General features: G+C 64.7%; 17 protein-coding genes. 4 read left to right on the top strand and 13 right to left on the bottom strand.

Translation table 11 applies throughout. From position 1 onward, the window contains the following. Positions 1-35: 35 nt before the first annotated feature. From ACQY5B_RS10040 to ACQY5B_RS10025, 4 genes are all read right to left on the bottom strand, one after another. Positions 36-2,453, bottom strand: a complete 2,418-nt coding sequence (locus ACQY5B_RS10040) for an aerobic carbon-monoxide dehydrogenase large subunit (RefSeq protein WP_420325387.1) — start codon at positions 2,451-2,453, stop codon at positions 36-38. Further along, entirely contained in the window at positions 2,450-2,944 is a 495-nt protein-coding gene (locus ACQY5B_RS10035) for a (2Fe-2S)-binding protein (protein WP_420325388.1), read from the bottom strand. The genes ACQY5B_RS10040 and ACQY5B_RS10035 overlap by 4 nt, the downstream gene beginning before the upstream one ends. Positions 2,945-2,954: 10 nt before the next feature. Beyond that, on the bottom strand, positions 2,955-3,791 hold the full coding sequence (locus tag ACQY5B_RS10030) for an FAD binding domain-containing protein (RefSeq protein WP_420325389.1): 837 nt from the start codon (positions 3,789-3,791) through the stop codon (positions 2,955-2,957). Positions 3,792-4,002: 211 nt separating this feature from the next. Further along, entirely contained in the window at positions 4,003-5,094 is a 1,092-nt protein-coding gene (locus tag ACQY5B_RS10025) for an MHYT domain-containing protein (protein WP_420325390.1), read from the bottom strand. A 670-nt stretch (positions 5,095-5,764) separates the two neighbouring features. Here ACQY5B_RS10025 and ACQY5B_RS10020 point away from each other — a divergent pair. Further along, the gene (locus ACQY5B_RS10020) at positions 5,765-7,933 is read left to right on the top strand and encodes a M10 family metallopeptidase C-terminal domain-containing protein (RefSeq protein WP_420325391.1); all 2,169 of its coding nucleotides are present in this window, start codon (positions 5,765-5,767) and stop codon (positions 7,931-7,933) included. A gap of 18 nt (positions 7,934-7,951) precedes the next feature. Here ACQY5B_RS10020 and ACQY5B_RS10015 read toward each other — a convergent pair whose 3' ends face one another. The 5 genes from ACQY5B_RS10015 to ACQY5B_RS09995 form a co-directional block, all read right to left on the bottom strand. Beyond that, positions 7,952-8,869 carry a transglutaminase family protein gene (locus ACQY5B_RS10015; RefSeq protein ID WP_305968653.1) on the bottom strand — a complete coding sequence of 306 codons (918 nt, stop codon included), beginning with the start codon at positions 8,867-8,869 and terminating at the stop codon, positions 7,952-7,954. A 3-nt stretch (positions 8,870-8,872) separates the two neighbouring features. Further along, positions 8,873-11,272, bottom strand: coding sequence for a circularly permuted type 2 ATP-grasp protein (locus ACQY5B_RS10010; protein WP_420325392.1), 2,400 nt, complete (start codon positions 11,270-11,272; stop codon positions 8,873-8,875). Position 11,273: 1 nt separating this feature from the next. Then, positions 11,274-14,675 carry a transglutaminase family protein gene (locus ACQY5B_RS10005; RefSeq protein ID WP_420325393.1) on the bottom strand — a complete coding sequence of 1,134 codons (3,402 nt, stop codon included), beginning with the start codon at positions 14,673-14,675 and terminating at the stop codon, positions 11,274-11,276. A gap of 226 nt (positions 14,676-14,901) precedes the next feature. Continuing rightward, entirely contained in the window at positions 14,902-16,659 is a 1,758-nt protein-coding gene (locus ACQY5B_RS10000) for a methyl-accepting chemotaxis protein (protein WP_420325394.1), read from the bottom strand. A 39-nt stretch (positions 16,660-16,698) separates the two neighbouring features. Continuing rightward, a complete protein-coding gene (locus tag ACQY5B_RS09995; RefSeq protein ID WP_305968649.1) occupies positions 16,699-17,268 on the bottom strand; it encodes a PDC sensor domain-containing protein in 570 nt (189 codons plus the stop codon). 300 nt (positions 17,269-17,568) lie between these two features. On the opposite strand from ACQY5B_RS09995, the gene ACQY5B_RS09990 reads away from it, so the two are divergent. Together ACQY5B_RS09990 and ACQY5B_RS09985 are read left to right on the top strand one after the other, a co-directional pair. Beyond that, complete coding sequence (locus ACQY5B_RS09990) at positions 17,569-19,107, top strand: trimethylamine methyltransferase family protein (protein ID WP_420325395.1); 1,539 nt, start codon at positions 17,569-17,571, stop codon at positions 19,105-19,107. A gap of 86 nt (positions 19,108-19,193) precedes the next feature. Further along, positions 19,194-19,523: an SMR family transporter gene (locus ACQY5B_RS09985; RefSeq protein ID WP_305968647.1), complete on the top strand. Its 330-nt coding sequence runs from the start codon at positions 19,194-19,196 to the stop codon at positions 19,521-19,523. A gap of 74 nt (positions 19,524-19,597) precedes the next feature. Here the strand turns inward: ACQY5B_RS09985 and ACQY5B_RS09980 are convergent, their stop codons facing one another. Further along, positions 19,598-20,182 (bottom strand): outer membrane protein, encoded by a 585-nt coding sequence (locus tag ACQY5B_RS09980; protein WP_420325396.1) that lies wholly within the window; start codon positions 20,180-20,182, stop codon positions 19,598-19,600. Between the two features lie 312 nt (positions 20,183-20,494). On the opposite strand from ACQY5B_RS09980, the gene typA reads away from it, so the two are divergent. Then, positions 20,495-22,312, top strand: a complete 1,818-nt coding sequence (gene typA, locus ACQY5B_RS09975; protein ID WP_420325397.1) for a translational GTPase TypA — start codon at positions 20,495-20,497, stop codon at positions 22,310-22,312. 156 nt (positions 22,313-22,468) lie between these two features. On the opposite strand, the gene ACQY5B_RS09970 is transcribed toward typA, so the two are convergent. The 3 genes from ACQY5B_RS09970 to ACQY5B_RS09960 all read right to left on the bottom strand — a co-directional run bounded on the left by ACQY5B_RS09970 (position 22,469) and on the right by ACQY5B_RS09960 (position 23,863). Continuing rightward, on the bottom strand, positions 22,469-22,738 hold the full coding sequence (locus ACQY5B_RS09970; RefSeq protein ID WP_305968644.1) for a hypothetical protein: 270 nt from the start codon (positions 22,736-22,738) through the stop codon (positions 22,469-22,471). Between the two features lie 370 nt (positions 22,739-23,108). Next, positions 23,109-23,579 carry an MOSC domain-containing protein gene (locus ACQY5B_RS09965; protein WP_420325398.1) on the bottom strand — a complete coding sequence of 157 codons (471 nt, stop codon included), beginning with the start codon at positions 23,577-23,579 and terminating at the stop codon, positions 23,109-23,111. Further along, on the bottom strand, positions 23,576-23,863 hold the full coding sequence (locus ACQY5B_RS09960; RefSeq protein ID WP_305968642.1) for a DUF1330 domain-containing protein: 288 nt from the start codon (positions 23,861-23,863) through the stop codon (positions 23,576-23,578). Before ACQY5B_RS09960 ends, ACQY5B_RS09965 begins: the two co-directional genes overlap by 4 nt. Between the last annotated feature and the right edge of the window lies 1 nt (position 23,864).

The following is a 23,864-nucleotide window of genomic DNA, read 5'->3' as shown; positions in this document are numbered from 1 at the left end:
GACCGGGTGAATGCAGGGCGCCCCGCCCCCCTTGGTCACCCGTGCAGCCCCATGTCCCGCGCAATCTTCCACACCCGCCAGTGATCGTGCGGCATGTGGCTTTGCGTCAGGCCGAAGGGCCGAAACGCATCGTGAACGGCATTCGAGAAACAGGGCACGGATCCCACGTTGGGGCTTTCGCCCACGCCCTTGGCACCGATGGGATGGTGAGGGCTCGGCGTGACCGTGTGGTCGGTCTGATAGGTCGGTGTCTCCCACGAGGTCGGCAGGAAGAAATCCATCAGCGTCGCGGTCTTGTGGTTGCCCATGTCGTCGTAGGCGATCTCCTGTCCCATCGCGATTGCGTAGCCTTCGGTCGCGCCGCCATGTACCTGTCCCTCGATGATCATCGGATTGATCCGGGTGCCGCAGTCATCCAGCGCGTAGAACTGGCGCACCTCGTGTTCGCCCGTGTCCACGTCGATTTCCATCACGCAGATGTAGGCGCCGAAGGGATAGGTCATGTTGGGCGGGTCGTAGTAGCTGACCGCCTCAAGCCCCGGTTCCAGTCCGGGAATGGCCTGGTTGTAGCTGGCAAAGGCGATCTCTTTCATGGTCTTGAAACGGCTCTCGTCGCCCTTGACCACGAAACGGTCGACGTCCCACTCGACGTCGCCATCGTGCACCTCCAGCAGGTAGGCGGCGATCATCTGCGCCTTGGCGCGGATCTTGCGCGCGGCCATGGCCGTTGCTGCGCCGGCGACGGGCGTCGAACGCGATCCATAGGTACCAAGCCCGTAGGGCGCCGTATCCGTATCGCCCTCTTCCAGCGTGATGTCATCCGCGGGCAAACCAATCTCGGAGGCGATGATCTGGGCAAAGGTCGTCGCATGCCCCTGCCCCTGGCTGATCGTGCCCAGCCGCGCGATGGCGGACCCGGTCGGATGGATGCGGATTTCGCAACTGTCGAACATGCCAAGGCCAAGGATATCGCAGTTCTTGACCGGCCCGGCGCCGACGATCTCGGTAAAATGGGTCAGGCCGATGCCCATCAGCTTGCGCGTCTTGCCGGCCTTGAAATCCTCCAGCCTCTGGGCCTGTTCCCTGCGCAGATCGTCATATCCCACCGCCGCCAGCGCCTTGTCCCAGGCGGTGTGGTAGTCGCCCGAGTCATATTCCCACCCCAGCGCCGACTGGTACGGAAACTGGTCCTTGCGGATGAAGTTGATGCGCCGCAGCTCGGCCGCGTCCATGTTCAACTTGATCGCCAACACCTCGATCATGCGTTCGATGAAATAGGCGGCCTCGGTCACGCGGAAGGAGCAGCGGTACGCCACGCCGCCCGGCGCCTTGTTGGTATAGACCCCGTCCACCGCCAGGTAAGCCGTGGGAATGTCATAGGACCCGGTGCAAATATTCATGAATCCCGCCGGGAACTTAGTGGGGTCGGCACAGGCATCAAAGCCGCCGTGATCAGCCGTGGTGTGACACCATAGGCCCGTGATCTTGCCCTCCTTGGTGGCGGCGATCTTGCCCTGCATCCAGTAATCGCGCGCAAAGGCAGTGGACATCAGGTTGTCCATCCGGTCCTCGACCCATTTCACCGGCTTGCCGGTCACGATCGAGGCCACGACTGAACAGACATAACCCGAGTAGGCCCCGACCTTGTTGCCAAAGCCCCCGCCAATGTCCGGAGAGATCACCCGGATGTTGTGCTCGGCGATGCCCGAGATCAGCGAGACCACGGTGCGGATGGCGTGCGGCGCCTGGAACGTGCCATGGAGCGTCAGCTTGCCCGTCACCTTGTCCATGCTGGCGACACAGCCGCAGGTTTCTAGCGGACAGGGGTGCGTGCGGTGGTAATAGACCATCTCCTCGGCCACCATGTCGGCCTCGGCCATCACCGCCTCCGTCGCGTCCTTGTCGCCCTGCTCCCATGTGAAGATATGGTTGTGATGCTTGCGCGGGCCATGCGCGCCCTCACTCTGGCCCGCCAGATCCTCGCGCAGCACGACGTCGGATTTCAGCGCCTCGAACGGGTCGGTCAGGACGGGCAATTCCTCGTATTCGACCTCGACCGCCTCGACGCCATCGGCGGCGGCATAGCGGTCGGTTGCGACCACAAAGGCCACTTCCTGCCCCTGGAACAGGACCTTGCCGTCTGCCAGCACCATCTGCTTGTCGCCCGCCAGCGTCGGCATCCAGTGCAGGCCCAGAGGTTCCAGGTCCTTGGCGGTCAGCACCGCCAGAACCCCGGGCACCTTCAGGGCCTCCCCGGTGTTGATCGAAACCACCTTGGCATGGGCATAGGGCGATCGAACGAAATCACCAAACAGCATCCCGTCCAGCTTGATATCGTCGACGTAATTCCCCTTGCCCTGGGTGAACCGCACATCCTCCACCCGCTTGCGCGAACAGCCCATGCCCTTCAGGCCGGCGGAACGTTCCTCGGGCGATTGCACCTCGTCTTTCATTCCGCGGCCTCCTTCTGGGCATTCATCACGTCCGCCGCCGCCAGGATCGCCTTGACGATGTTCTGATACCCCGTGCAGCGGCAGAGGTTCCCGGCCATGCCAAAGCGCACCTCCTCCTCGGTGGGCGTCGGATTCTCCTGCAGGAAGCGGTGCGCACGGGTGATCATCCCTGGCGTGCAGAACCCGCATTGCAGCCCGTGATGCTCGCGGAACATCTCTTGCAGCACCGACAGGGACCCGTCGGCATTCACCAACCCCTCGACCGTGGTCACATCCGCGCCCTGTGCCTGCGCCACAAAGACCGTGCAGGATTTGACGGACCGCCCGTCCATGTCGACCGTGCAGGCCCCGCAATGCGAGGTCTCGCAGCCCACATGCGGCCCGGTCACGCCGAGGCTTTCCCGCAGGAAGTGGATCAACAGGGTGCGTGGTTCGGCCAGCCCCTCGACGGCCGTGCCGTTCACCGTCAGCTTTACGTGCATCTTGCTCATGACGCCCCCCTCAGCCCGCAACGCGCGAGAGTGCGCGAGCGATGGCGCGGCGCAGCACCACGCCCGCCACATGCCGCTTGAATTCCACAGGCCCGCGCATGTCTTCCTGCGGGTCAATGGCTGCGAGTGCGGCGCTTACGGCCCCCTCCCTGTCTCCAGCCGCCAGCGCCGCACCCGCCTCCGCCGACCAGACCGGCACGTCGGCCAGGTTGGTCATGGCAATCGAGGCAGAACCCTCGCCGACCAGAACCGCCGCCGCCGCGGTGGCATAGTCGCCGATCTTGCGTTTCTGTTTTTCATAGGCGTAGCCCGTGCCCGCGGCAGGGATCGGCACCGTGATACGGGTCAGGATCTCGTCATCCGCCCGGGCCGTGAAATAGGCGCTTTCGTAGAAATCCCGTGCCCGGATCTGCCGTGAGCCGTCCGGTCCCGTGACCTGGTAGGTCGCGTCCAGGCATTGCATGAGCCCCGGCATGTCGTTGCCCGGATCGCCGTTGGCCACATTGCCCCCGAGGGTCCCAAGGTAACGCACCTGGGGGTCGGCGATCTGCAACGCGGCCTCGCGCAACAGCGGCACGGCCTCTGCCAGGCCCGCGTGTGCGATCAACTCATGCTGCGTGACCATCGCGCCAAGAGAGATGCTGTCGGCGCCGATCTCAATCCCCTGCAGGTCCGGGATGTCGCGCAGGTCCACCAGATGTGACAGCACTGCCATGCGCAGTTTCATCATCGGCACCAGACTGTGACCGCCCGCGATCACCCGCGCCTCGTCGCCATGTTCCTGCAACAGGCTAATGGCAGCGCTCAGCTCTGCTGGCCTGTGATAATCAAACCCTGCCGGTATCATCTGTGATCATCCTCCCCCGCGATCTTGCGCCGCTTCGGGGAGGGTTCCGCCAGACCGCGCCGGAACCAACGTCAGAGCCATAAAAGACAGGCATTCGCGCACGAAATGCGAAATGGCTGCACGAATGGAGAACCCTTTATGGCCGAGGACGGTGGGCGGGGCGAGGTGACGGCCGCAAGGCCGGCACCAGCGCCGCCCCGGCGTCCGCGCCTCAGACGCCCAGCACGCGGCGAACCTCGGCCAGGCGTGACCGGCTGACCGGCACCTTGCCCAGGGCCTCGACCCCGTCGAAATGACAGACGCCGGTATCCTTGGTGCGCCGGAACTCGGTCACGAGGGCGGGATTGAGCAGATAGCTGCGATGCGCCCGGATCAGCCCCGCCGGTGCCAGCCGCTTCGCCGCCTCGGAAATCGACCAGGGGCAGAACAGTCGCTCCGCACCGGAGTAGAGCACCGTGTAATGTCCCTCTGCCCGGACCGCCGCGATGGCACCCGCATCGACGAATTGCGTACGGCCCTCTTTCTCATAGGGGACTGGCACCCTTCCCGGCGCCGCGCGTTCCACGGGTTCTTCGGTGTCCGGGACCTGCTCCGCCGGAACGGCAAAAAAGGTCACGCTGCTCAGCAGGAATGCGCCGCAGATGACGAATGAGCTGAGCGCCACGCCCATCGCCAATGTCTCGTTCGACAAGGCGGGACCGACGGTGTCGCCCCCGTCCAACCCGACGAAACCGGTGCCCGCCATCGCGATGAAATGCACCGCGAAAACCGATAGGCCAAAGACCAGGGTACCCAGCATGATACTGCCCCGCGTGCGTTCGCCATAAGCAATCCAGATCGCCGTAACCGACAGCGCCAGCGCCGCGACCAGCGCCACCGCCAGTCCCCCGAAGTTGTAGACCGGGCGGCACAGTTCCATCCCGCTCATGCCGACGTAGTGCATGGCCACGATCCCGCAGCCGACGATCCCGCCAGACAGGGTCAGCGTCAACGGACCGCGATCGCGGAAATGCAGGATCAGCAGCGCCAGCCCGACCATGAGGATCGCGATCAACGCCGAGATCAGCGTCACCAGCCCGTCGTAGAAGAAGAGGATCGGCAGTTGCAGCCCCAGCATGGCCACGAAATGCATCGACCAGATTCCGCCGCCCAGAGCCACCGCCGAGATCGCCACCACCAGCTTGCGCCGGGTCAGCGGCAACGCCGAGGCCCCACGCGTCAGGGATAGCCCGCTGAACCCGGCCATCAGCGCCACCGCCAGCGAGGCGGCCACAAACGCCGGGTGATGCGAGAATTCAAGCACACCACCGCTCCTTACAATGCGCGGGATTTAGGCACATGCCCTGCGGCGGTGCAAGCATGGGGGAGTCACGCGCCGCCTCGCGACACAACACTAAAAAGAACCCCGAGGCGCAGCATCGCCCTCTCGCCCTGTTCTCGGAAACAGTCGCCGCCACAAGTGTTTACGGTTTCTTAACCTGCACCAATGACGCGGAATTAACATTTTCCAGCCCTGCGGGCCCCAAATTCCCCGCTTCCAAGTGGTCTTGTGACCGATCTGCTCTTGGTCCGCTGCGCCGTAGACCGCCAAAGGAAACCCCGATGAACGCCCGCCCAAGGCACCTTCGCGCCCTGCCTCCGGTCCCTGTCGGAGCAAGGCATTCGCTGTCCTCCGGCGATACGCCCTCCTCGGATGAATGCAACCTCGCCGCGTTGCTGCGTGAACGCTTGCGCCACAACGCGGCGGAACGGGGGCTGGCCTGCCCCCACTCATGGATAACCGCGCATGGCCGATCAATCGTACGGGCACAACTTATGCGCGAAATCTCCGACGGGACCTTGCTTTCCGGTCCCAGACTGGAATTCTCGGTCAGTGATGCCACGATTACCGGCGACCTGCTCGACGTCTTCGCCAAAGCCCTTCTCGACCGCTGCCCCGCGTCCCGACGCACCTGACAAACAGGACCTGACCCATGTGCTTTCTCTGCCAAAGCCTCGACCCCTCGATCGAAATCTACGACAGCCACGGTCTGACCGGCCCGACGGCGGCGCCCTCGGGCGGTGACAGCGCAACAACGGGCGCCGCCTTGCCGGTCTTCACGCTGGACCAGGTGGCCTATCAACTGACGCATGGCTACTGGCAGAACGGCGGCGGTGACTGGCGGGCCTTCGACGTGCAGGCCGGCGGCGCGATCAGCGTCAACATCGACGCGCTGGACGAGGCGGGCAAGGCCGCCGCCCTTGCCGCGCTGGACGCGTGGACCGCCGTTTCCGGAATCCAGTTCACCCTGGTCCCGGATAACGCCGACATCACCTTCGACGACACCGAAAACGGCGCCTACGCCTATTCCTACATCTACACGAGCTGGAACGAAATCGACCGGTCCTTCGTCAACGTGCACCCCAGTTGGCAAGGCTACGGCGACTATTACTACCAGACCTACATCCACGAGATCGGCCACGCGCTGGGGCTGGGCCACGGCGGCAACTACAACGGGGCCGCAAGTTTCGGCAGTGACGCACATTACGCCAATGACAGCTGGCAGATGTCGATCATGTCCTACTTTGCCCAGTGGGAGAATCCCAACGTCGACGCATCGGGCCTGTACCTGGCGACGCCTCAGATGGCCGACATCCTGGCGATGCACACGCTTTACGGCACGCCCGACAACGTCCACACGGGCAACACCGTCTACGGCGACAACACCAACCTGACCGCCACGGGCATGGACCTGGCACCGGGCCGGGCGGTCGCGATCTTCGACAGTTCCGGCATCGACGTGATCGACCTCGGCTCGCGCGGGCATGACCAGCGCCTCAGCCTGGTGGATGAAACCTGGTCGGACATCGACGGCTATGCGGGCAATTTTGCAATCGCGCGCGGCGCGGTAATCGAGAACGCCATCACCGGCAGCGGTGACGACCATATCACCGGCAACGCCGCCGCGAACGACATCCAGAGCGGGGCCGGCGCGGATACCATCAAGGGCGGCGAAGGCGACGACACCATCGACGCCGGCGCAGGAGAGGACGTGGTGGTCTTTGAAGGCGCCTCCGAGGGCTTTGCCCTGGCTTGGAACGGCGCGCTGACCGTCACCGACATCGACCCGATCAATGGCGGCGACGATGGCACCGACACGCTTCTGGGGGTCGAGACGCTCAGCTTTACCGACGGCGCCTTCGGGACGGTGCAGGACAACGGCACTACAACCCTTGTCCGGCTTTACAAGACGGGCAGCAACCTGACTGCCGCCACGCTGGAAATCGACGTCGACAACACCAAGGACTGGGAGACGATTGCCCGGGATTTCACCGCGACCGGACAATGGGCGAAGCAGACCAACATCTACGACAACGGCCGGGTGCTGGAGATCTTCTACTCGGACGGGCTGCGCACCACCTCGACCATGACGGACGGCGCCGACGTCTATGCCTGGGACAGCTACACGAGCGGTTACGATACCAGCAACGTGCGGATCTACCACGAAATCGCCTGGGACAACGGCATGGTGGTCGAGACCTTCTTTGACGGCACGGGTGCTCGCACCAGTTCCCTGATGACCGATGGCGGCGACGATCAGGGCTGGCACACGATCGAACGGATTTTCGATGCCACGGGATCCCAGACCGGGCAGACAAACCTCTATGACGACGGGCGCGTGATGCAGATCACCTATGTCGACGGTCAGAAGACCACGATCCAGGTCGAGGACGCCGGCAATATCGCGCTCTGGACCAGTTATACCGACAGCTACGACACCGTCACCGGCGCCCGCACCGCGCGAGAGATGACCTATGACGACGGGCGCACGGTGGAAATCGGCTTTGACGGCGGACAAGTGGTCACGCACCTCCTGACCGATGGCGCGGATGAATTCCTCTGGTCGTCGATCGCACGCACCTGGGACAGCGGGGGCAATCTTGCCAGCCAGACGAATACCTACGATGACGGACGCGTGGAGGAGATCGGCTATACCGACGGTATCCGCAGCAGTTCCGTTCTGACCGACACGCAGGATGTCTATGCCTGGACCACCACGTCGGAAACCTACGACGCCAGCAGTACGCTGATCGAGAGGGTGACGACCTGGGACGATGGCAGTCAGGATGTGGTCACCTACGGAGACAGCCCGGCGGTCTGATCCTCTTTCGGGCGCGGCCTAGTCGGTATTGCTGCGCCCGACCGCCTCGACTGGCGGGCGTCCGTCCACCGGAACCACGTCGACGCTGTGATGGGTGCTGTGAAATCCCGAACTGCGCAGCGATCCCTTGACCGGCGCAACATCCGCATAATCGCGCCCGACGGCCACGCTGATATGGTCGGCGCCGACGCGCATGTCGTTCGTCGGGTCGATCTCGATCCATCCGACTTCGTTGCCGCACCAGGCACGAACCCAGGCGTGCATTGCATCCGCCCCCGCCAGACGCGGCTGACCCTCGGGCGGTTCCGTCCGCAGGAAGCCCGAGACATAGCCCGCCGGAATGCCGATCCCACGCAGCGCGGCGATCATGATGTGACTGATGTCCTGGCAAACCCCGCGCCGGTTCGCAAAAGCCGTGGCCGGGTCGGTGGTCACGTCGGTTGCAGTGGCATCAAAGGTGATTTCCTTGTGCAGGGCCCGCGAAATCGCCTCCACCACGGTGAGCACGGGCTGGTCCATCCGGGTGATCCCCCGCGAGAACGTGGTGATCGCGGGTACCGGCACCACCCGGTCCGACGCCCCCAAGAAATGATGCGGCGCATCGGGCGCCAGCGAGGGCACCTCGGCCAATTCGCGCCGCATGTCGGCCAGCGCACAGGACAGGTCCAGTTCCTTGGGCAAGTCGTCGCGCCGGATGCGACCGGTGAACCGAAAATCGACCGTGTCCAGCGGTGTGTCATAGGCCATCTCGGTCAGCGCATTGCCAAAGAAGTCCACCCTGTCGCGGCGAAACGCGGGCGCTGGATCGGCCTGCAGGAGGCCCGAAACAAGGCGTTGCGCCGGTCCGTTCCCCGGCATCATGCGCAAGTGCATCCGCGCCGCCGCGGCGGAAAGCGCGTAGGCGTAGCGAACGGAAAGCGTGACGTCGTAGAGCATCCCCTACCCCATGTACTGGGTGTGGATCGCATCCGACACCGCCTGCAGATCGTCGGCCAGCTTTGCCAGCGCGGCGCTGTCCAGCACCTCGGGCGTGGCGACCGAGAGATCGGTATGCACTCTCAGGATCCGACGCCCGACCTCCGTCAGCTGGCTGGACTTGCCCTGCCGGGGCAGTTTGGCCTGTTGATCCAGCAGGACCCCGGCCTGGTAGATCACTGATCGCGGGTTTTCCGGGTCCAGCGCCAGCAAGTCGACCACCGTGTTCCGGTTTGTCTCGACCGAGTAGCGCCGGCGGTGGGTCATGACGCTGTCGCCGATTTCCAACGCCGCGTCCAGGCTGCCCTGCGCCGCGCCGCTGGCGGAAAAGACCGCCAGCAGGTCCGAGATCTGCACCCCGCGTTCCAGCGCGCGCCCCATCGACATGAAGCGCCAGCCGGAAAAGCGGAACATGTTGTCGTTCACGAGCCCCGCAAATCCCGCCAGCTTGCGCAGAAGCTGGCTCAGGGCGCGGCCCGTCGCATCGCCGTGGTCCACCGCCCCCGCCAGATCGCGCGCCGCTCCTTCCAGTTCATCCAGCGCGTACCAGCCGTCATCGGAAAACCGGTCGCGCACCTTGCTGGCACAGCCTCGGGCCCGTTGCAGCAGGTTCAGGAAAAGATCCGGCAAGGGTTCCGCCAGGTACAGCCCCCGCCCCTCGAGATAGCGACCAAGCTGGTCGAAAACGGGCATCGGCGTGCCGCCGTTGTCCTCGAGCCGCAGGTGGTAGGCCCGCAGGGTCCGCGCGGTGAAATCAGCCCTTTCGACGTAGCGGCCCAACCAGAACAGGTTGTCCGCCGCCCGCGCGGGCAACCGCCCGGGCATCCGACGGATGAACGGCCCGGGCTGCTGACCAGACAGCGTTTCGGTGGACACCGGCGCGTCGCTGACCACCCAGACATCGGCCACCGAACCGCCGCTTTGCATCGCCAGAGCGGTTGGGTCCTCTGTCCGGCCGATGCGGGCATAGCCGCCGGGCATCACCGTCCAGCCGTCCCTTGTGCGGACCGCGAACACGCGGACAACCATCGGCCGCGGCAACAGCTTGCCATCGATCATCGCCGGCGTGGTCGACAGTGTCACCGCCTGTTGCCCGACCAGGGAACCGCCGTTCTTGTCCAGCCAGTCGCGCACCGGGCCGCGCGCATTGTCGCGGAACCGTCCGCCAAGCGCGGTGGAACTGTCGATCTCGAACGGCAGCTGTGTCGAGAGCGCCGGCCCGATCATCATGCGTTCCAGGTTTTCGCGCACATAGGCCCGTTCGCTGGCCTGCCCGCACCACCATGTCGCGATGTTGGGCAGCTTCAGCCGCTCACCCATCAGCGCCTCGGAGATGCGCGGCATGAAAGCCATGAGCGCCCGCGCCTCCAGCACGCCGGACCCCAGGCAATTGAGCATCGTCACCGCGCCCGAGCGCAGCGTACCGACCATGCCCGGCGTCCCGAGCGCCGAGCTTTCGTCCAGTTCCAGCGGGTCTGCAAAGCGCGAGTCCAGCCGCCGCCACAGCACACTGACCGGTTCCAGCCCGCTGATCGTGCGCACCATCAGCTTGCCGTCGACGCTCACCAGGTCCTCGGACTCCAGCAGCAGGAAGCCCAGGTAGCGCGCGATGTAGGCATGTTCGAAATAGGTGTCGGTGTTCTGGCCCGGCGTCAGGATCGCCACCTGCCCCTGTTCGGGACCGCGCAACTGGGTCAACCGGTCGCGGAAGGTTCGAAAGAAGGCGGCCAGCCGGTGAACATTCGTCTCCTGGTAGAGATCGTTGAAAACCCGCAGCGTCGCCATGCGGTTCTCCAGCGCAAAGCCGGCGCCAGAAGGGGCCTGCGTCCGGTCCCCCAGCACCAGCCAGCTGCCATCCGGAGAGCGCCCGATCTCGAACGCGAGGAAATGCAGGTAATGTTCCGAGCGCGGTTTGACCCCCACCATCGGGCGCAGCCATTCCGGGTTGCGCGCCACCAGCTGCGGCGGCAGGATCCCGCGCTTGACCAGGGTCGCCGGGCCGTAGAGATCGGCCATCGTGCGTTCCAGAAGCTCGGCCCGCTGGGCAATGCCCGCGGCGAGCCTGGTCCACTCCGCCTCACCGATGATGACGGGGATATGGCTCAGCGGCCAGTCGCGCTCGGTGGATTCGTCGCCAGTGTACTGGCGGTAGTAGACGCCCGCATCCTGCAGGTAGAGGTCACCGCGGGCAAAGTCCTGGTTCACCTGGTCGGGTCTGCGCCCGGCCAGGTGGTCGATCATCGGCTGCCAGACCGGGCGCAATGTACCGTCAGGGCGCAAAAGCTCATCTGCCACCCCCTTGGGTGGCAGATAACTGTCCAGCGGCGCCTTTCGCGCCGGCGTAACGGCGCCGGTTTCGCCCATGTCAGATCCAGGGCGCGCGCCGCAGGTCCAGGGTCATCGGGAACTCCGGGTGCGGGTTTTCAGTCGCCGGCCAATAGGTTCCGGGCGTATGCCCCCACTTCTGGAAACGTGCCAGGCGGCGGGCATCGGCCTCGTTCGTATTGACCGGGAAAGTATCATAGCTGCGCCCGCCGGGATGTGCCACATGATAGGTGCAGCCCCCGATGGCCCTGCCCGACCAGGTGTCGAAGATGTCGAAGACCAGCGGCGCGTTGACCGGCAGCACCGGGTGCAGCGCCTCGGCTGGTTGCCAGGCCTTGAAGCGCACGCCGCCCACCTTGCGCCCGCTGGTGCGGGTGCCGTGCAAAGGCACCTGCCGCTGGTTGCAGCAGACGACATAGCGGCTGGGATCCAGCGCGGTCAGCTGCACCTGCATCCGTTCCACGGAACTGTCGGTATAGCGTACGGTGCCACCGATGGCGCCGCGTTCACCCAGGACGTGCCAGGGCTCCAACGCCTGCCGCACTTCCAGGTGGACGTCCTCGGCCTCGATTTCGCCCGCAAAGGGAAAGCGGAATTCGCGCTGTGCCTCGTACCATTCCGGGCGCAGGTCGAACCCGTGTTCCTTGAGGTCGCGCAGCACGTCCATGAAGTCCTGCCAGACGAACTCCGGCAGCATGAACCGGTCATGCAGCGTCGTACCCCAGCGCACCGGCTTGCCCTTGACCGGAGATTTCCACAGCCGCACCAGAAGCGCGCGCAAGAGCACCTGTTGCGCAAGGCTCATCCGCGCATCCGGCGGCATCTCGAAGCCGCGGAATTCCACCAGGCCAAGCCGCCCCGTCGGTCCGTCCGGGGAATAGAGTTTGTCGATGCAGATCTCTGCCCGGTGCGTGTTGCCGGTCACGTCGATCAGGATGTTGCGCAACAGACGGTCCACCAGCCAGGGTTGCGGCTGCTCCCCTTCGGACGGATCCGGGATCTGGCTCAGCGCGATTTCCAGTTCATACAGCGTGTCGTGCCGCGCCTCGTCGATGCGGGGCGCCTGGCTGGTCGGACCGATGAAGGTGCCCGAGAAAAGGTAGCTGAGCGAGGGGTGCCGCTGCATATAGAGGATCAGCGAGCGCAAGAGGTCCGGGCGGCGCAGGAAAGGCGAATCCATCGTCGTGGCCCCGCCGACGACAACATGATTGCCGCCGCCGGTCCCGGTATGCTTGCCGTCGATCATGAACTTGTCGGCGCCGAGACGGCTGTTGCGCGCCTCCTCGTAGACCGCGCTGGTGATGTCCACGCATTCCTCCCAGCTGCCGGCCGGATGCACGTTGACCTCGATCACGCCAGGGTCCGGCGCCACCTTGATGACGTTCAGGCGCGAGTCATGCGGCGGCGTATACCCCTCGATATGCAGGGGCAGGCCCAGGGCCTCCGCGGTCTGTTCGGCTGTGGAGATCAGCTCGAGGTAGTCCTCCAGCATTTCGACCGGCGGCATGAAGATGCACAGCTTGCCGTCGCGCGGCTCGACCGCGATGGCGGTCCGGACGACACCGCCCTCTGGCGTGACCGCCTGTTCGCGCTGCACCGCCGCCGGTTCATCGGCCCGCAGGCGCGAGACGGGCTGTTCGCGGCCCGGAGTCGTCCGGGGCAGCGTGTCCCGCTCTTCGGCGGCGATCTTGCGCAGTTCCTCGAACAGCGCCTGGCGCTTGTCATCCATCTCGTGGAAGTCGGGAAGGTCCTCGACCGGCACGGTCGGGTCCGCCGGATAGACATAGGGATAGGCCGAGGCGCTGACATGCGGCAGCGCCCCCAGCGGCAGGCGAAAGCCCACCGGGCTGTCGCCGGGGATCAGGAACAGGTGGCCACGTCGCGTCTGCCAGCGTTCCGAGCGCCAGCCACGGCCGAATGCGCGGGATTGCCAGCGCTGGATCGGCAGGATGAAGCCGGCCGGCTTGTCCAGCCCGCGTTCAAAAACGCGGGCGATGCGCGCGCGCGCCTCGGGATCCTTGAGGCGCGAATCCTCGGGGGTGACGTTTTCCGGCAGTTCCGCCTCTTTCAGGATCCAGACCGCCGGGTCCTCGAACGCGGGCTGAACATATTCGGTACCGATCTCCAGCGCCTTGGCGAAACCGGCCATGAAAGCCTCGGCGTCGGCCGCGGTCGCGTCCTTGGAGGTTTCCTTGGCCACCAGGTCTAGGTTCTTCCAGACGGGTTTTCCGTCCCGCCGCCAATACAGCGAGAAGGTCCAGCGCGGCAGGGTTTCACCCGGATACCACTTGCCCTGCCCGAAATGCAGGAAGCCGCCCGGCGCGAACCGATCGCGCAGGCGCCGGATCAGGTCATCGGCCAGGGCGCGTTTCTGCGGGCCGACGGCGGCGGTGTTCCACTCGGCGCTTTCGAAATCGTCGATCGAGACGAATGTCGGCTCACCGCCCATCGTCAGGCGCATGTCCTGCGCTTCGATCTCGGCATCCACCTTTTTCCCAAGCGCGTCCAGCGCGTCCCAGCTTTCCTCGGAAAAGGGTTTGGTGATGCGCGGATGTTCGGCGACGCGGTGCACCTCCATCTCGAAATCGAAATCGGTCTTGGTGTCCTTGTGGCCGCTGAAGCCACCCACGATGGGGGCGGCGTTGCTGTAGTGCGGTGTGGCCGCCAGGGGGATGTGGCTTTCCCCGGTGAGAAGACCACTGGTCGGATCCAGCCCGACCCAGCCGGCGCCAGGAAGATAGACTTCGCACCAGGCGTGCAGGTCGGTGAAATCGTGGTCGGTGCCCGAGGGACCGTCCAGCGCCTCGAGGTCCGGTTTCAACTGGATCAGGTAGCCGGAGACGAAGCGCGTGGCAAAACCCAGGTGGCGCAGGATGTTGATGAGCAGCCAGCTGGTGTCGCGGCAGGAGCCGGATTTCTTTTCCAGCGTTTCCTCCGGTGTTTGCACACCGGGTTCCATCCGGATCAGGTACTCGGTCTCCTGTTCCAGCTGGCGGTTCAGTTCCACCAGCATGTCGATCGTGACCTGTTTCTTGCGCGGGACGCTTTCGACCCATTTCTTCAGCAAGGGCGTCAGCGGTTCGGTCTTGCGATAGACGGCGAGATCGGGGGCGATTTCCTCGGGGTATTCGAAGGGCCATTCCCGGGCGACATCATCGACGAAGAAATCGAAGGGGTTGTAGACCGTCATGTCGGCCACCAGGTCGACCTCGATCCGGAATTCGGTCACCGGTTCGGGAAAGACGAACCGGGCCAGCCAGTTTCCGTAGATGTCCTGCTGGTGGTTGACGAAGTGCCCTTCGGGCGAGACCTTCAGCGAATGGCTGATCACCCGGGTCCGGCTGTGCGGCGCCGGTCGGAGCCGGATGATCTGCGGTGACAGGTTCACCGGGCGGTCGTACTTGTAATGGGTAAGATGCCGGATGCTCGCAGTAATCGCCATGATGTTTCCGTCTGTCCCAGGGTCTGAATGTCCTCAAACCAGAGAAGCCCTCCGGAGAGACGATGTAAACCCGCAGATGAAGACAGGGCCCAATCCGCCGATCATTGCCGCAAGCAGGTGACAGAGCGCGGCTTTTGCACGCTTCTTGTGCAGTTTGCGGCGGGGCGGATGGCGATTGCCGCATTTGGCGTCGTCAAATGTCGGCCCGCCCCGCGCCTGTGCCGTGTCAGGCGGCCCGAATTCGTCCCGCCGCGGCCTCCGGTCCGGCAACACCTGGGGTCCGGGTATCAGAGCCGGTGACGAAACGGCCCACGGTTTCGCTGAGCGCGCCTGCATCGCTGCGCATCATATGCGCCGAGGCGGTGGATTCCTCGACCATCGCGGCATTCTGCTGGGTGACCCGGTCGAGGTTGGAAATCCCGACGTTGATCTCCTGCAGGCCCTGGGCCTGTTCCCCGGCACTGCTGGCGATGCCCGTCATCATGTTCGACACCTCGGCCACGCGGCTCAATACGTCGTCCAGCGCGCCGCCAGCCTCTTCGACCAGCCTGACGCCGCTGGCCACCTGTTCGCCCGCACCGGTGATCAACTCCTTGATCTGCTGGGCCGCAGCCGCGCTGCGCTGGGCCAGTCCGCGCACCTCTGTCGCCACCACGGCAAAGCCCTTGCCGCTTTCGCCCGCGCGCGCCGCCTCGACCCCGGCGTTCAGGGCCAGCAGGTTGGTCTGGAAGGCAATGTCGTCGATGACGCTGGTGATTTCCCCGATCTGCTCCGAGGATTTCTCGATCACGCTCATTGCCTCGATGGCAGAGCGCATCACCTCGCCGTTGCGTTCCGCGATCTCGCGGGTCTGGCGTACCTGGTCATCCGCGTTGCGGGCATTTTCCGCCGCCGCGCTGACGCTGCTGAGCAGTTCTTCCAGCGCCGCCGCAGATTCCTCGAGCGTGGCGGCCTGTGTTTCTGTCCGCCGGGATAGATCATCCGAGGCCGAGGCGATCTGGTTGGCATTGTCCAGGAGGCTGTCGGCGCTGGCCGAAACTTCGTCGACCACCCGGCGCAGGCTGGCAATGGCACGGTTGTAGTTGGTCCGGAGAGCGGCGTATTCCTCGGGGAATTCGGCCACGATCTCGCGGTTCAGAACGCCCTCCGCCAGCACGTCCAGCGCCTGGCCCAGGTGAGACACCATCTCGACCTGGCGTTCCATGTTGCGGGCGCGCTCTTTCTCGGCGTCTCGCGCAACGCTCAGGGCCCGGGTCATGTCCTGCATGCGGGCGGCGATGCTGCCGAATTCGTCGCGCCGACCGCTCATCCCGATTTCGCTGTCGTAGTCGCCATCGGAAATACGCTCGACCGCCTCCGTGACCTGGCGCAGCGGACGGCCAAGGCTGCGCTGCAACAGGAGCAGCGTCGCCCCCAGCAGCACGATGAAGACTGCCGCCGCCGTCAGCAGGATGCTCATCTTCTCGGGCCTTACGTCGGCAAGGGCCGAATCCGCATTCCAGGCCATCGCAATCACGCCGATTACCGGCCCTTCGGGTCCGGCGAGAACAGGTTCCGCAACCCAAAGCCCGCCTTCGGTACTGATCCGGGTGCCATCGGCCAGGGCCCGTGCGGCAAGGTCGGCAACACTGTCCAGCAGCGATGTATCCTCACCGACCGCGGCGAGGCGCTCGCCCTCGGCCCCCAGTACCATCGCCACGCGCCCGTTGGCCCCGGCCGCGGTCATCGCGGCCGAGACTTCTTCTTCTACCTTCGGCAGAGCCTTGAACCGGATCGGCTTGTTCAGCGCGCTGGCGCTGAGTTCGACCGTCCGCGCGGCCTGGTCGACCACGCCCTTGACGGCGAGGTCGTCGACCAGCCGCAGGGATTGTACCGACAGCACGGCTGCCACCACGATCGTGGTCACAGCCATGATGCCCGCGCACCTGATGAAAACCGAGTGCAGGCCCGCGCCTGACCTCGTCTTGCCGCCGTCCTGTGTCATGCTCATTTTCCTTGCCTGAAGATGGGGGGCGCCGCGGCCTTACAGCAGCACTTCGGCATCGACCCCGACGGTCATGGCACCGATCGGCTTGCCGGTGTCAGGGTCCGTGATCGTGATCGAGATCTGCACCTGGTAGGACTGGCTGGATTCGTCGAATTCCACCTCGCCGAAATGTACAGCGCCGGCGCCCTTGGGATAGGTTTCCAGGTACTTGGCCTCGTCCCCCTGCCAATAGTCCGAAGTCGCGCCCGAGGCCGCCACGTTCAGCCCCTTTGCGTCCATCACGATCACCTCGGTAATCATTCCGCCACTGGCCTCCACCCGCGAGCGCAGGAAGTCGGCGGCGGCGTTCATCAGGACACCGTCGACCAGGGCCGACCCCGTGCCCACCTCGGCCCGCCAGGTTCCGTCCAACTGGGTGATCCGCGTGGCGTCATAGCCGCCGGTCCGGACATTCTGGGCCTCGATCGCCTCGACGATCGCGGTTTCATGGGCCCAGGCCATGATTTCACTGTCGACATAGGCCTGCATGGCCGCGTGAGGTTCGACCGCAAAAGCAGCGGGCGCCGCCCCGAAAAGCGCTGCGGACAGTAGCAATGCACGTTTCATCCATAAGTCTCCGGTGTGGGTTCAAGATGACGGCACACTATGCAGCCCGCGGTTTACGGCTGTTTAACCGGCTGTAAAATTGAAACTATTTAGATCACCGGGTCAAAAACGACATGACGTCGCTTTCTGCGGAGACAGAGCAGACCCGCCCCTGCAGACTGGCTTTCATGAAGATGCATGTCGCGGTTATCTCCTTGATCCTGCGCCAGATTGGGGCACGGCGCGGGCGCGCCGCCCGGGGACGTCCGAGCAGGCAGTAGGCCCCCTGATCCCTGCCCCAATCCCTCGGAGACACGACAGATGACAGCCCCTCTTTCCCGCCGCGGCGGCGGTCGAGCCGCCCGCGTTGCCGCCCGCACCGCCGCCCTGTCCGACGACCAGCGACCGGTCCGCGCCGGCCTTATCGGCGGAGGCTATCGCCCGCTGACAGAGGCAGAGGTCGCACGCATCCACGCAAGCGCACTGATCGCGCTGGACGAAATCGGCCTGTCCGGAGCGCCTGCCTCCGGGGTCGAGATCCTGACCGGCGCGGGCGCGCGACTGGGCGAAGACGGACGCCTGCGCTTTCCGCCAGCCCTGGTAGAAGACATGCTGGCCAAGGCCGCGCGCGACATCACCCTGCCCGCCCGCGATCCCCGTTTCGACCTCGACCTGTCGGGGCAGAGTGTCCACTACGGTACCGCCGGTGCGGCGGTGCACCTGGTCGAGATCGACGGGAAATCCTACCGCGAAAGCACGCTGCAGGATCTGCACGACGCGGCGCGGATTGCGCATCAGCTGGACAATATCCACTTTCTCCAGCGCCCGATGGTCGCCCGTGACATCACGAACAACCTCGAACTCGATCTGAACACGCTCTACGCCTGCTGCGCCGGGACGACCAAGCAGGTGGGCACCTCGTTCTCCGACCCCGCCAACGTGTCGGCTTCGCTGGACCTGCTGCACATGATTGCCGGGGGCGAGGCCGCCTGGCGCGCGCGGCCTTTCGTGTCGAATTCGAACTGCTTTGTCGTGCCACCAATGAAATTCGCCACGGAAAGCTGCGAGACGATGGAGGCCTGCATTCGGGGCGGCATGCCGGTGCTGCTGCTGTCGGCGGGCATGTCAGGGGCGACCGCGCCCTCGACCATCGCGGGGGCCATCGTGCAATCGGTGGCGGAATGCCTGGCCGGGCTTGTCTACGTCAACGCCATTGCCCCGGGCCACCCCGCGATCTTCGGCACCTGGCCTTTCGGGCTGGATCTGCGGACCGGGGCCATGTGCCTGGGATCCGGAGAGCAGGCGCTGCTCAGCGCGGGCTGTGCCCAGATGCACGCGCATTACGGCCTCCCAGGAGGCACTGCCGGCGGCGCGGCGGATTCGAAATTGCCGGACATGCAGGCGGGCTGGGAACAGATGTGTTCCAACGTGCTTGCCGGGGTGGCCGGGGCAAACATGGTCTACGAGGCGGCGGGGATGCATGCCTCTTTGCTGGGGTTCTGCCATGAGAGCCTGATCCTCGGCGATGACCTGATCGGTCAGGCGCTGCGCTGCGTGCGCGGGATCGAAGTGGACGATACCACCCTGGCCCTGGACCAGATGCGCGCTGTCTGCCTGGGTGGGCCGGGCCATTACCTCGGCACGCCGGAAACCCTGGACAGGATGCACCGGGACCACCTTTACCCGCAGTTTGGCGACCGCACATCGCCCCGCGAATGGGAAGAACTGGACAAGCCGGACCTCGTGGCCAAGGCCACGGTACGCAAGGAAGCCATCCTGGCCATGCGCAGCCCGGCCCGCTTCGATGCCGCCACCGACAAGGCGATCCGCGCACGGTTCCCGATCCACCTGCCCGCCTGATTCAGGTCAAGAGCACGGGCGTGCCGCGGCTTGTGCCCGGGGCGCGCCCGCGCTAGCCCTTTGCCTGCGAATTTCCGGAGACCGCCATGCCCTACCTCTTTCTTGCCTTTGCCGTGCTGGCCGAGACCATCGGAACCACCGCCCTGCAGGCGAGCCAGCAGTTCACGCGGGTGGTGCCCACGGCGATCACCGTGGTGGCCTATGCGGCCGCCTTTTACCTGCTGGGGATTGCGCTGAAGTATTTTCCCGTGGGCATCGCCTACGCGATCTGGTCGGGGCTTGGCATCGTTTTCATCGCCGTGATCGGCCTGGCGGTCTTTGGCCAGAAACTGGACCTGCCGGCGATCCTGGGGATGGGCATGATCCTGGCCGGGATCCTAGTGATCCACCTCTTTTCCAACACTTCGCCGCACTAGGCACGACCGAACGGAAAAGCCCCCCGGAGAACTCTCCGGGGGGCCCGCGCCTTCCGCTCACATGAGGGGGACGATCAGAAGCGGAAGGTTGCCCGCAGCGAATAAGTCTGCGCGTCCACGTCCGCGCCCGAACCGCCGACGTCTTCAAAGCTGTGTGCCAGCGCTTCGCCACCAATCGAGAACCGGTCGGTCACCTTGTAGTCGAGGCCAACACCGCCGACGGGTCCAGTCGCATCGCCCAGCGACGTGTCGATGCGTGCCACGCCCGCGGTCCCGTAAACCAGGGTCCGGCCAAAGTCGGCACCGACCCGGCCCTTGAGCCGCATTACGTTGTCCACGTCGACGCCACCAAGGCTGTAGCCGTTGCCGTCCTGGTATTCGAACTCACCACCGACGACGTAATCGCCGAAGTCATAATCGTAACCGCCGAAGACGCCATAGATGCTGCCGTTGTCGGAGGTGCCGCCACCCTGAGCGTTCAGGTTGCCAAAGCTGAAGCCCGCATAAGGGCCGGTCCAGTCCACGCCAACCGGGGCAGCGGGCACAACGGGAGCCGCCGGTTCGACTTCGACCGGTGTGCGGTCGATGCTGCCGGCCAGCACGGGTGCTGCGCCAAGCGATGCGGTCGCTGCGATCACTGCAAAGATGCTCGATTTCATGACTGTCTCCTTTTCTGGTTCCGTTACGCTGCGGACTCGCAGCGCGTCATGCTGAGCCGCAAGTAACGGCTCGTGATGTTCTTTCAACGGGTCGGATGCCCAGTTGTTCCGCGTTGCGCACCCTGCCCCCGCGTCACCGGCCAAAGCCCGCTGAGGGACCCCGACGGGCCGGCAAACCTCCGCCGGTTCCCCTTGGCGCTCTCGCAAGCGTGATCCGTGATCCCCTTGCAACGCGCTTGCGGCAAATCGGCACTGGTCTTTTTGTCCCTACCCGGCTAGTCCCGCGCCAACTCCGGACAAAGGAACCATCTCATGGATTTGCGCAACGTCGCGATCATTGCACACGTTGACCACGGCAAGACGACGCTGGTGGACGAATTGCTGAAACAATCCGGCGCCTTCCGCGCCAACCAGGCCGTCGCCGAACGGGCGATGGATTCGAACGATCTGGAACGCGAACGCGGCATCACCATCCTTGCCAAGGCGACAAGCGTCGAGTGGAAAGGCACACGGATCAACATCGTCGATACCCCCGGCCACGCCGATTTCGGCGCCGAGGTGGAACGCATCCTGTCGATGGTCGATGGCGTCGTGCTGCTGGTCGATGCCGCCGAAGGCCCGATGCCGCAGACGAAATTCGTGACCTCCAAGGCACTGGCCCTGAGCCTACGGCCTATCGTTGTGCTGAACAAGGTCGACAAGCCCGACGCCGAACCGGATCGCGCGCTGGACGAGGTCTTTGACCTGTTCTCGGCCCTTGATGCCGACGAAGACCAGCTGGACTTTCCACACCTTTACGCCTCGGGCCGGTCGGGGTGGTGCGACGCCGAGCTTGACGGTCCGCGCAAGAACCTGGACGCGCTGTTCAACCTGATCGTGAACCACGTCCCGGAACCCAAACAGATCAAGAAGCGCGACGAGGATTTCACCATGCTGGCCGTGACGCTGGGGGCCGACCCCTTTGTCGGCCGGATGCTGACCGGCCGCGTCGAGTCCGGCAAGTTGAAGGTGGGCCAGACCGTCCAGTCGATCTCGCGCATCGGCCAGAAGATCGAACAGTTCCGCGTCACCAAGATCCAGGCCTTCCGCGGGTTGCAGCAACAGGACATCGAAGAGGCCGAGGCCGGCGACATCGTCTCGATCGCGGGCATGACGAAGACCACCGTTGCCGATACGATCTGTGCCCTGGCCGTCGATGAACCGCTCGAGGCGCAACCGATCGACCCGCCGACCATCACGGTGACCTTTGGCATCAACGACAGCCCTCTGGCTGGCCGTGACGGCAAGAAGGTCCAGTCTCGCGTCATCCGCGAGCGTCTGCACAAGGAGGCGGAAACTAACGTCGCGATCCGCATCAAGGACACGCCCGGCGGCGAGGCCTTCGAGGTGTCTGGCCGCGGCGAACTGCAGATGGGCGTCCTGATCGAGAACATGCGCCGCGAAGGCTTTGAGCTTTCGATCTCGCGCCCGCAGGTCATCATGCGCGAAGAAGACGGCGTGACGATGGAACCGGTCGAAGAGGCCACCATCGACGTCGACGACGAATACACGGGCGCAGTGATCGAAAAGCTGACCGGCGCCCGAAAGGGTGACCTGGTCGAGATGAAACCCGCCGGCGCCGGCAAGACGCGCATCATCGCGCATGTCCCCTCGCGCGGGCTTATCGGCTATCACGGCGAATTCCTCACCGATACCCGCGGCACCGGCGTGCTGAACCGCGTCTTTCATGGCTGGACTCCGCACAAGGGTCCGATCCCGGGCCGTCGTGCAGGTGTCCTGATCTCGATGGAAAACGGCGAGGCGGTGGCCTACGCGCTGTGGAACCTCGAAGAACGCGGCAAGATGATGATCGGAGCTCAGGCCCCGGTATATACCGGCATGATCATTGGCGAGCACTCGCGTGAGAACGACCTCGAGGTGAACCCGCTCAAGGGCAAGAAACTGACCAACGTGCGGGCCTCCGGCACCGACGAAGCGGTGCGCCTGACCACCCCGATCACGCTGAGCCTCGAAGAGGCGATTGCCTACATCAACGACGACGAACTGGTCGAGGTCACGCCCAACGCGATCCGCCTGCGCAAGCGCCACCTTGACCCGCATGAGCGCAAGCGCGCCGCGCGCGGCGCCTGAACCTGTTCTGGCTCCGCCTCATTTCAGGCGGGGCCGGTTCACGTTGCGCATGAAGTTCGCCAGATAAGGGCCTGACAAAAGGGGATAAACGCCCCCAAAACCAAAAAAGGCGCGGGGTGGCAGTCCCCGCGCCTTTCCGATTCATTGGGCTGCAGCTCAGTGCTTGCAGGCCGACTTCTTCGCCACGTAGTAGCCCGCCTTCACGAGGTGCTTGGACTCCTTGTAGACCGCCGGATAGTGGACCTTGACCATCTGACCGTGCTTGTACTCCCACTCGGTGTGGGCAGCCATGATCAGATGCTGCTTGTAGGCGTATTTGGCCGGAACCCAGACCTTGTCGTAGCACGCAACGACCTTGCCTTCCCAGGCCATTGCGGGGGCGGCGAATGCGGCCGCGAGAAGTGCGCCAGCAAGAACTTTTTTCATGATCTTTCTCCCAAGAAATTGAAGGTATCCAAACTCTAGCCAAGAAAATCGCGCCCGCGCGACAGGAATTCCTGACTTGGCGCGGCAAAAAAGGGCTAACCCCCCAATTTTCTGCCCAATTCACGGATTCTGTGGTTGAGGTGCCATAGTTTTGCAACGGTCCAGCAAGAAGGACCGCATGTATTTTTTTCCGTTTCGGGAACAATTACCGAAAGCGAAAAAATTGGCCACTCTGGCAAGCGTAGCCGAGAATGTCGCACGAATCACTCATCTTCCCAACGCCCGCTCTGACCTGCGGCAGGAGCCCGCTCAATATACGCGCCAGCCGGGCGAAAAAGCGCCGATATACGGAAGAGCGCCGATATATCCGTCAGAAGTCGGGGCAGACCGGATCGCCGAGGGCAATCACTCCCGGTTCAAGCACCGAACAGCACCAACCTCCATGCCCGCGCAAGGCCGTGTAGCCGCCCGTGCCAAGAACCTGCTCCATCCGGGAACAGGGCGCGCAAGGGACCTCGATCGACAGCCGGACCGAACCGATCCGCAGGCCGAATTCCCGTGTCGCGGTCAGGTTGAGCCCAGAGATGACAAGGTTGCGCCTCAGCAATTCGGGCGGAAGGTCGTCCCGCCCGACAAGTGCGGCGATCACAGGCAGATGTTCCGCCTGGATCAATGTGACGGCCCGTTTGCCGGACCGGCCATGATCTCCATCCAGACCATCGGCGGTGATCCGGACATTCTCGACCGGGGTCAGACCTGCCTTGCGCGCGGGCCGCAGCCCGATCCAGTCGAGCCGCCCCGGCCCGTTGAAGGACCGGCGCAACTCGGCGAGCGGTTTCACTCGCTGGTCTCGACGACCATCAATTCGCGCTCAGAGGCGCCGCGCGCGTGGCTCAGGGCTTCCTGGTAGGCGTCGGAATGGTAGCAGTCCACCGCCGCCTCGACCGAGGGGAACCGTGCCACGACGTTGCGCGGACGTTCCTTGCCTTCAAGCTGCACGAAACGCCCGCCCCGGGCGATGAAGGTTCCGCCATGCGCGGCGATGGCCGGTCCGGCCAATTCCGCGTATTTCCCGTAGGCCTCGGCGTCACTCACGGTGACATGGGCAATCCAGAGTGCGGGCATC

The sequence above is a fragment of the Antarctobacter sp. genome (genome assembly GCF_965277915.1).
Classification (GTDB): Bacteria; Pseudomonadota; Alphaproteobacteria; order Rhodobacterales; family Rhodobacteraceae; genus Antarctobacter.
Note: the sequence above shows the minus strand (reverse complement) of the source record. Positions and strands in the feature narration are given on the sequence as shown.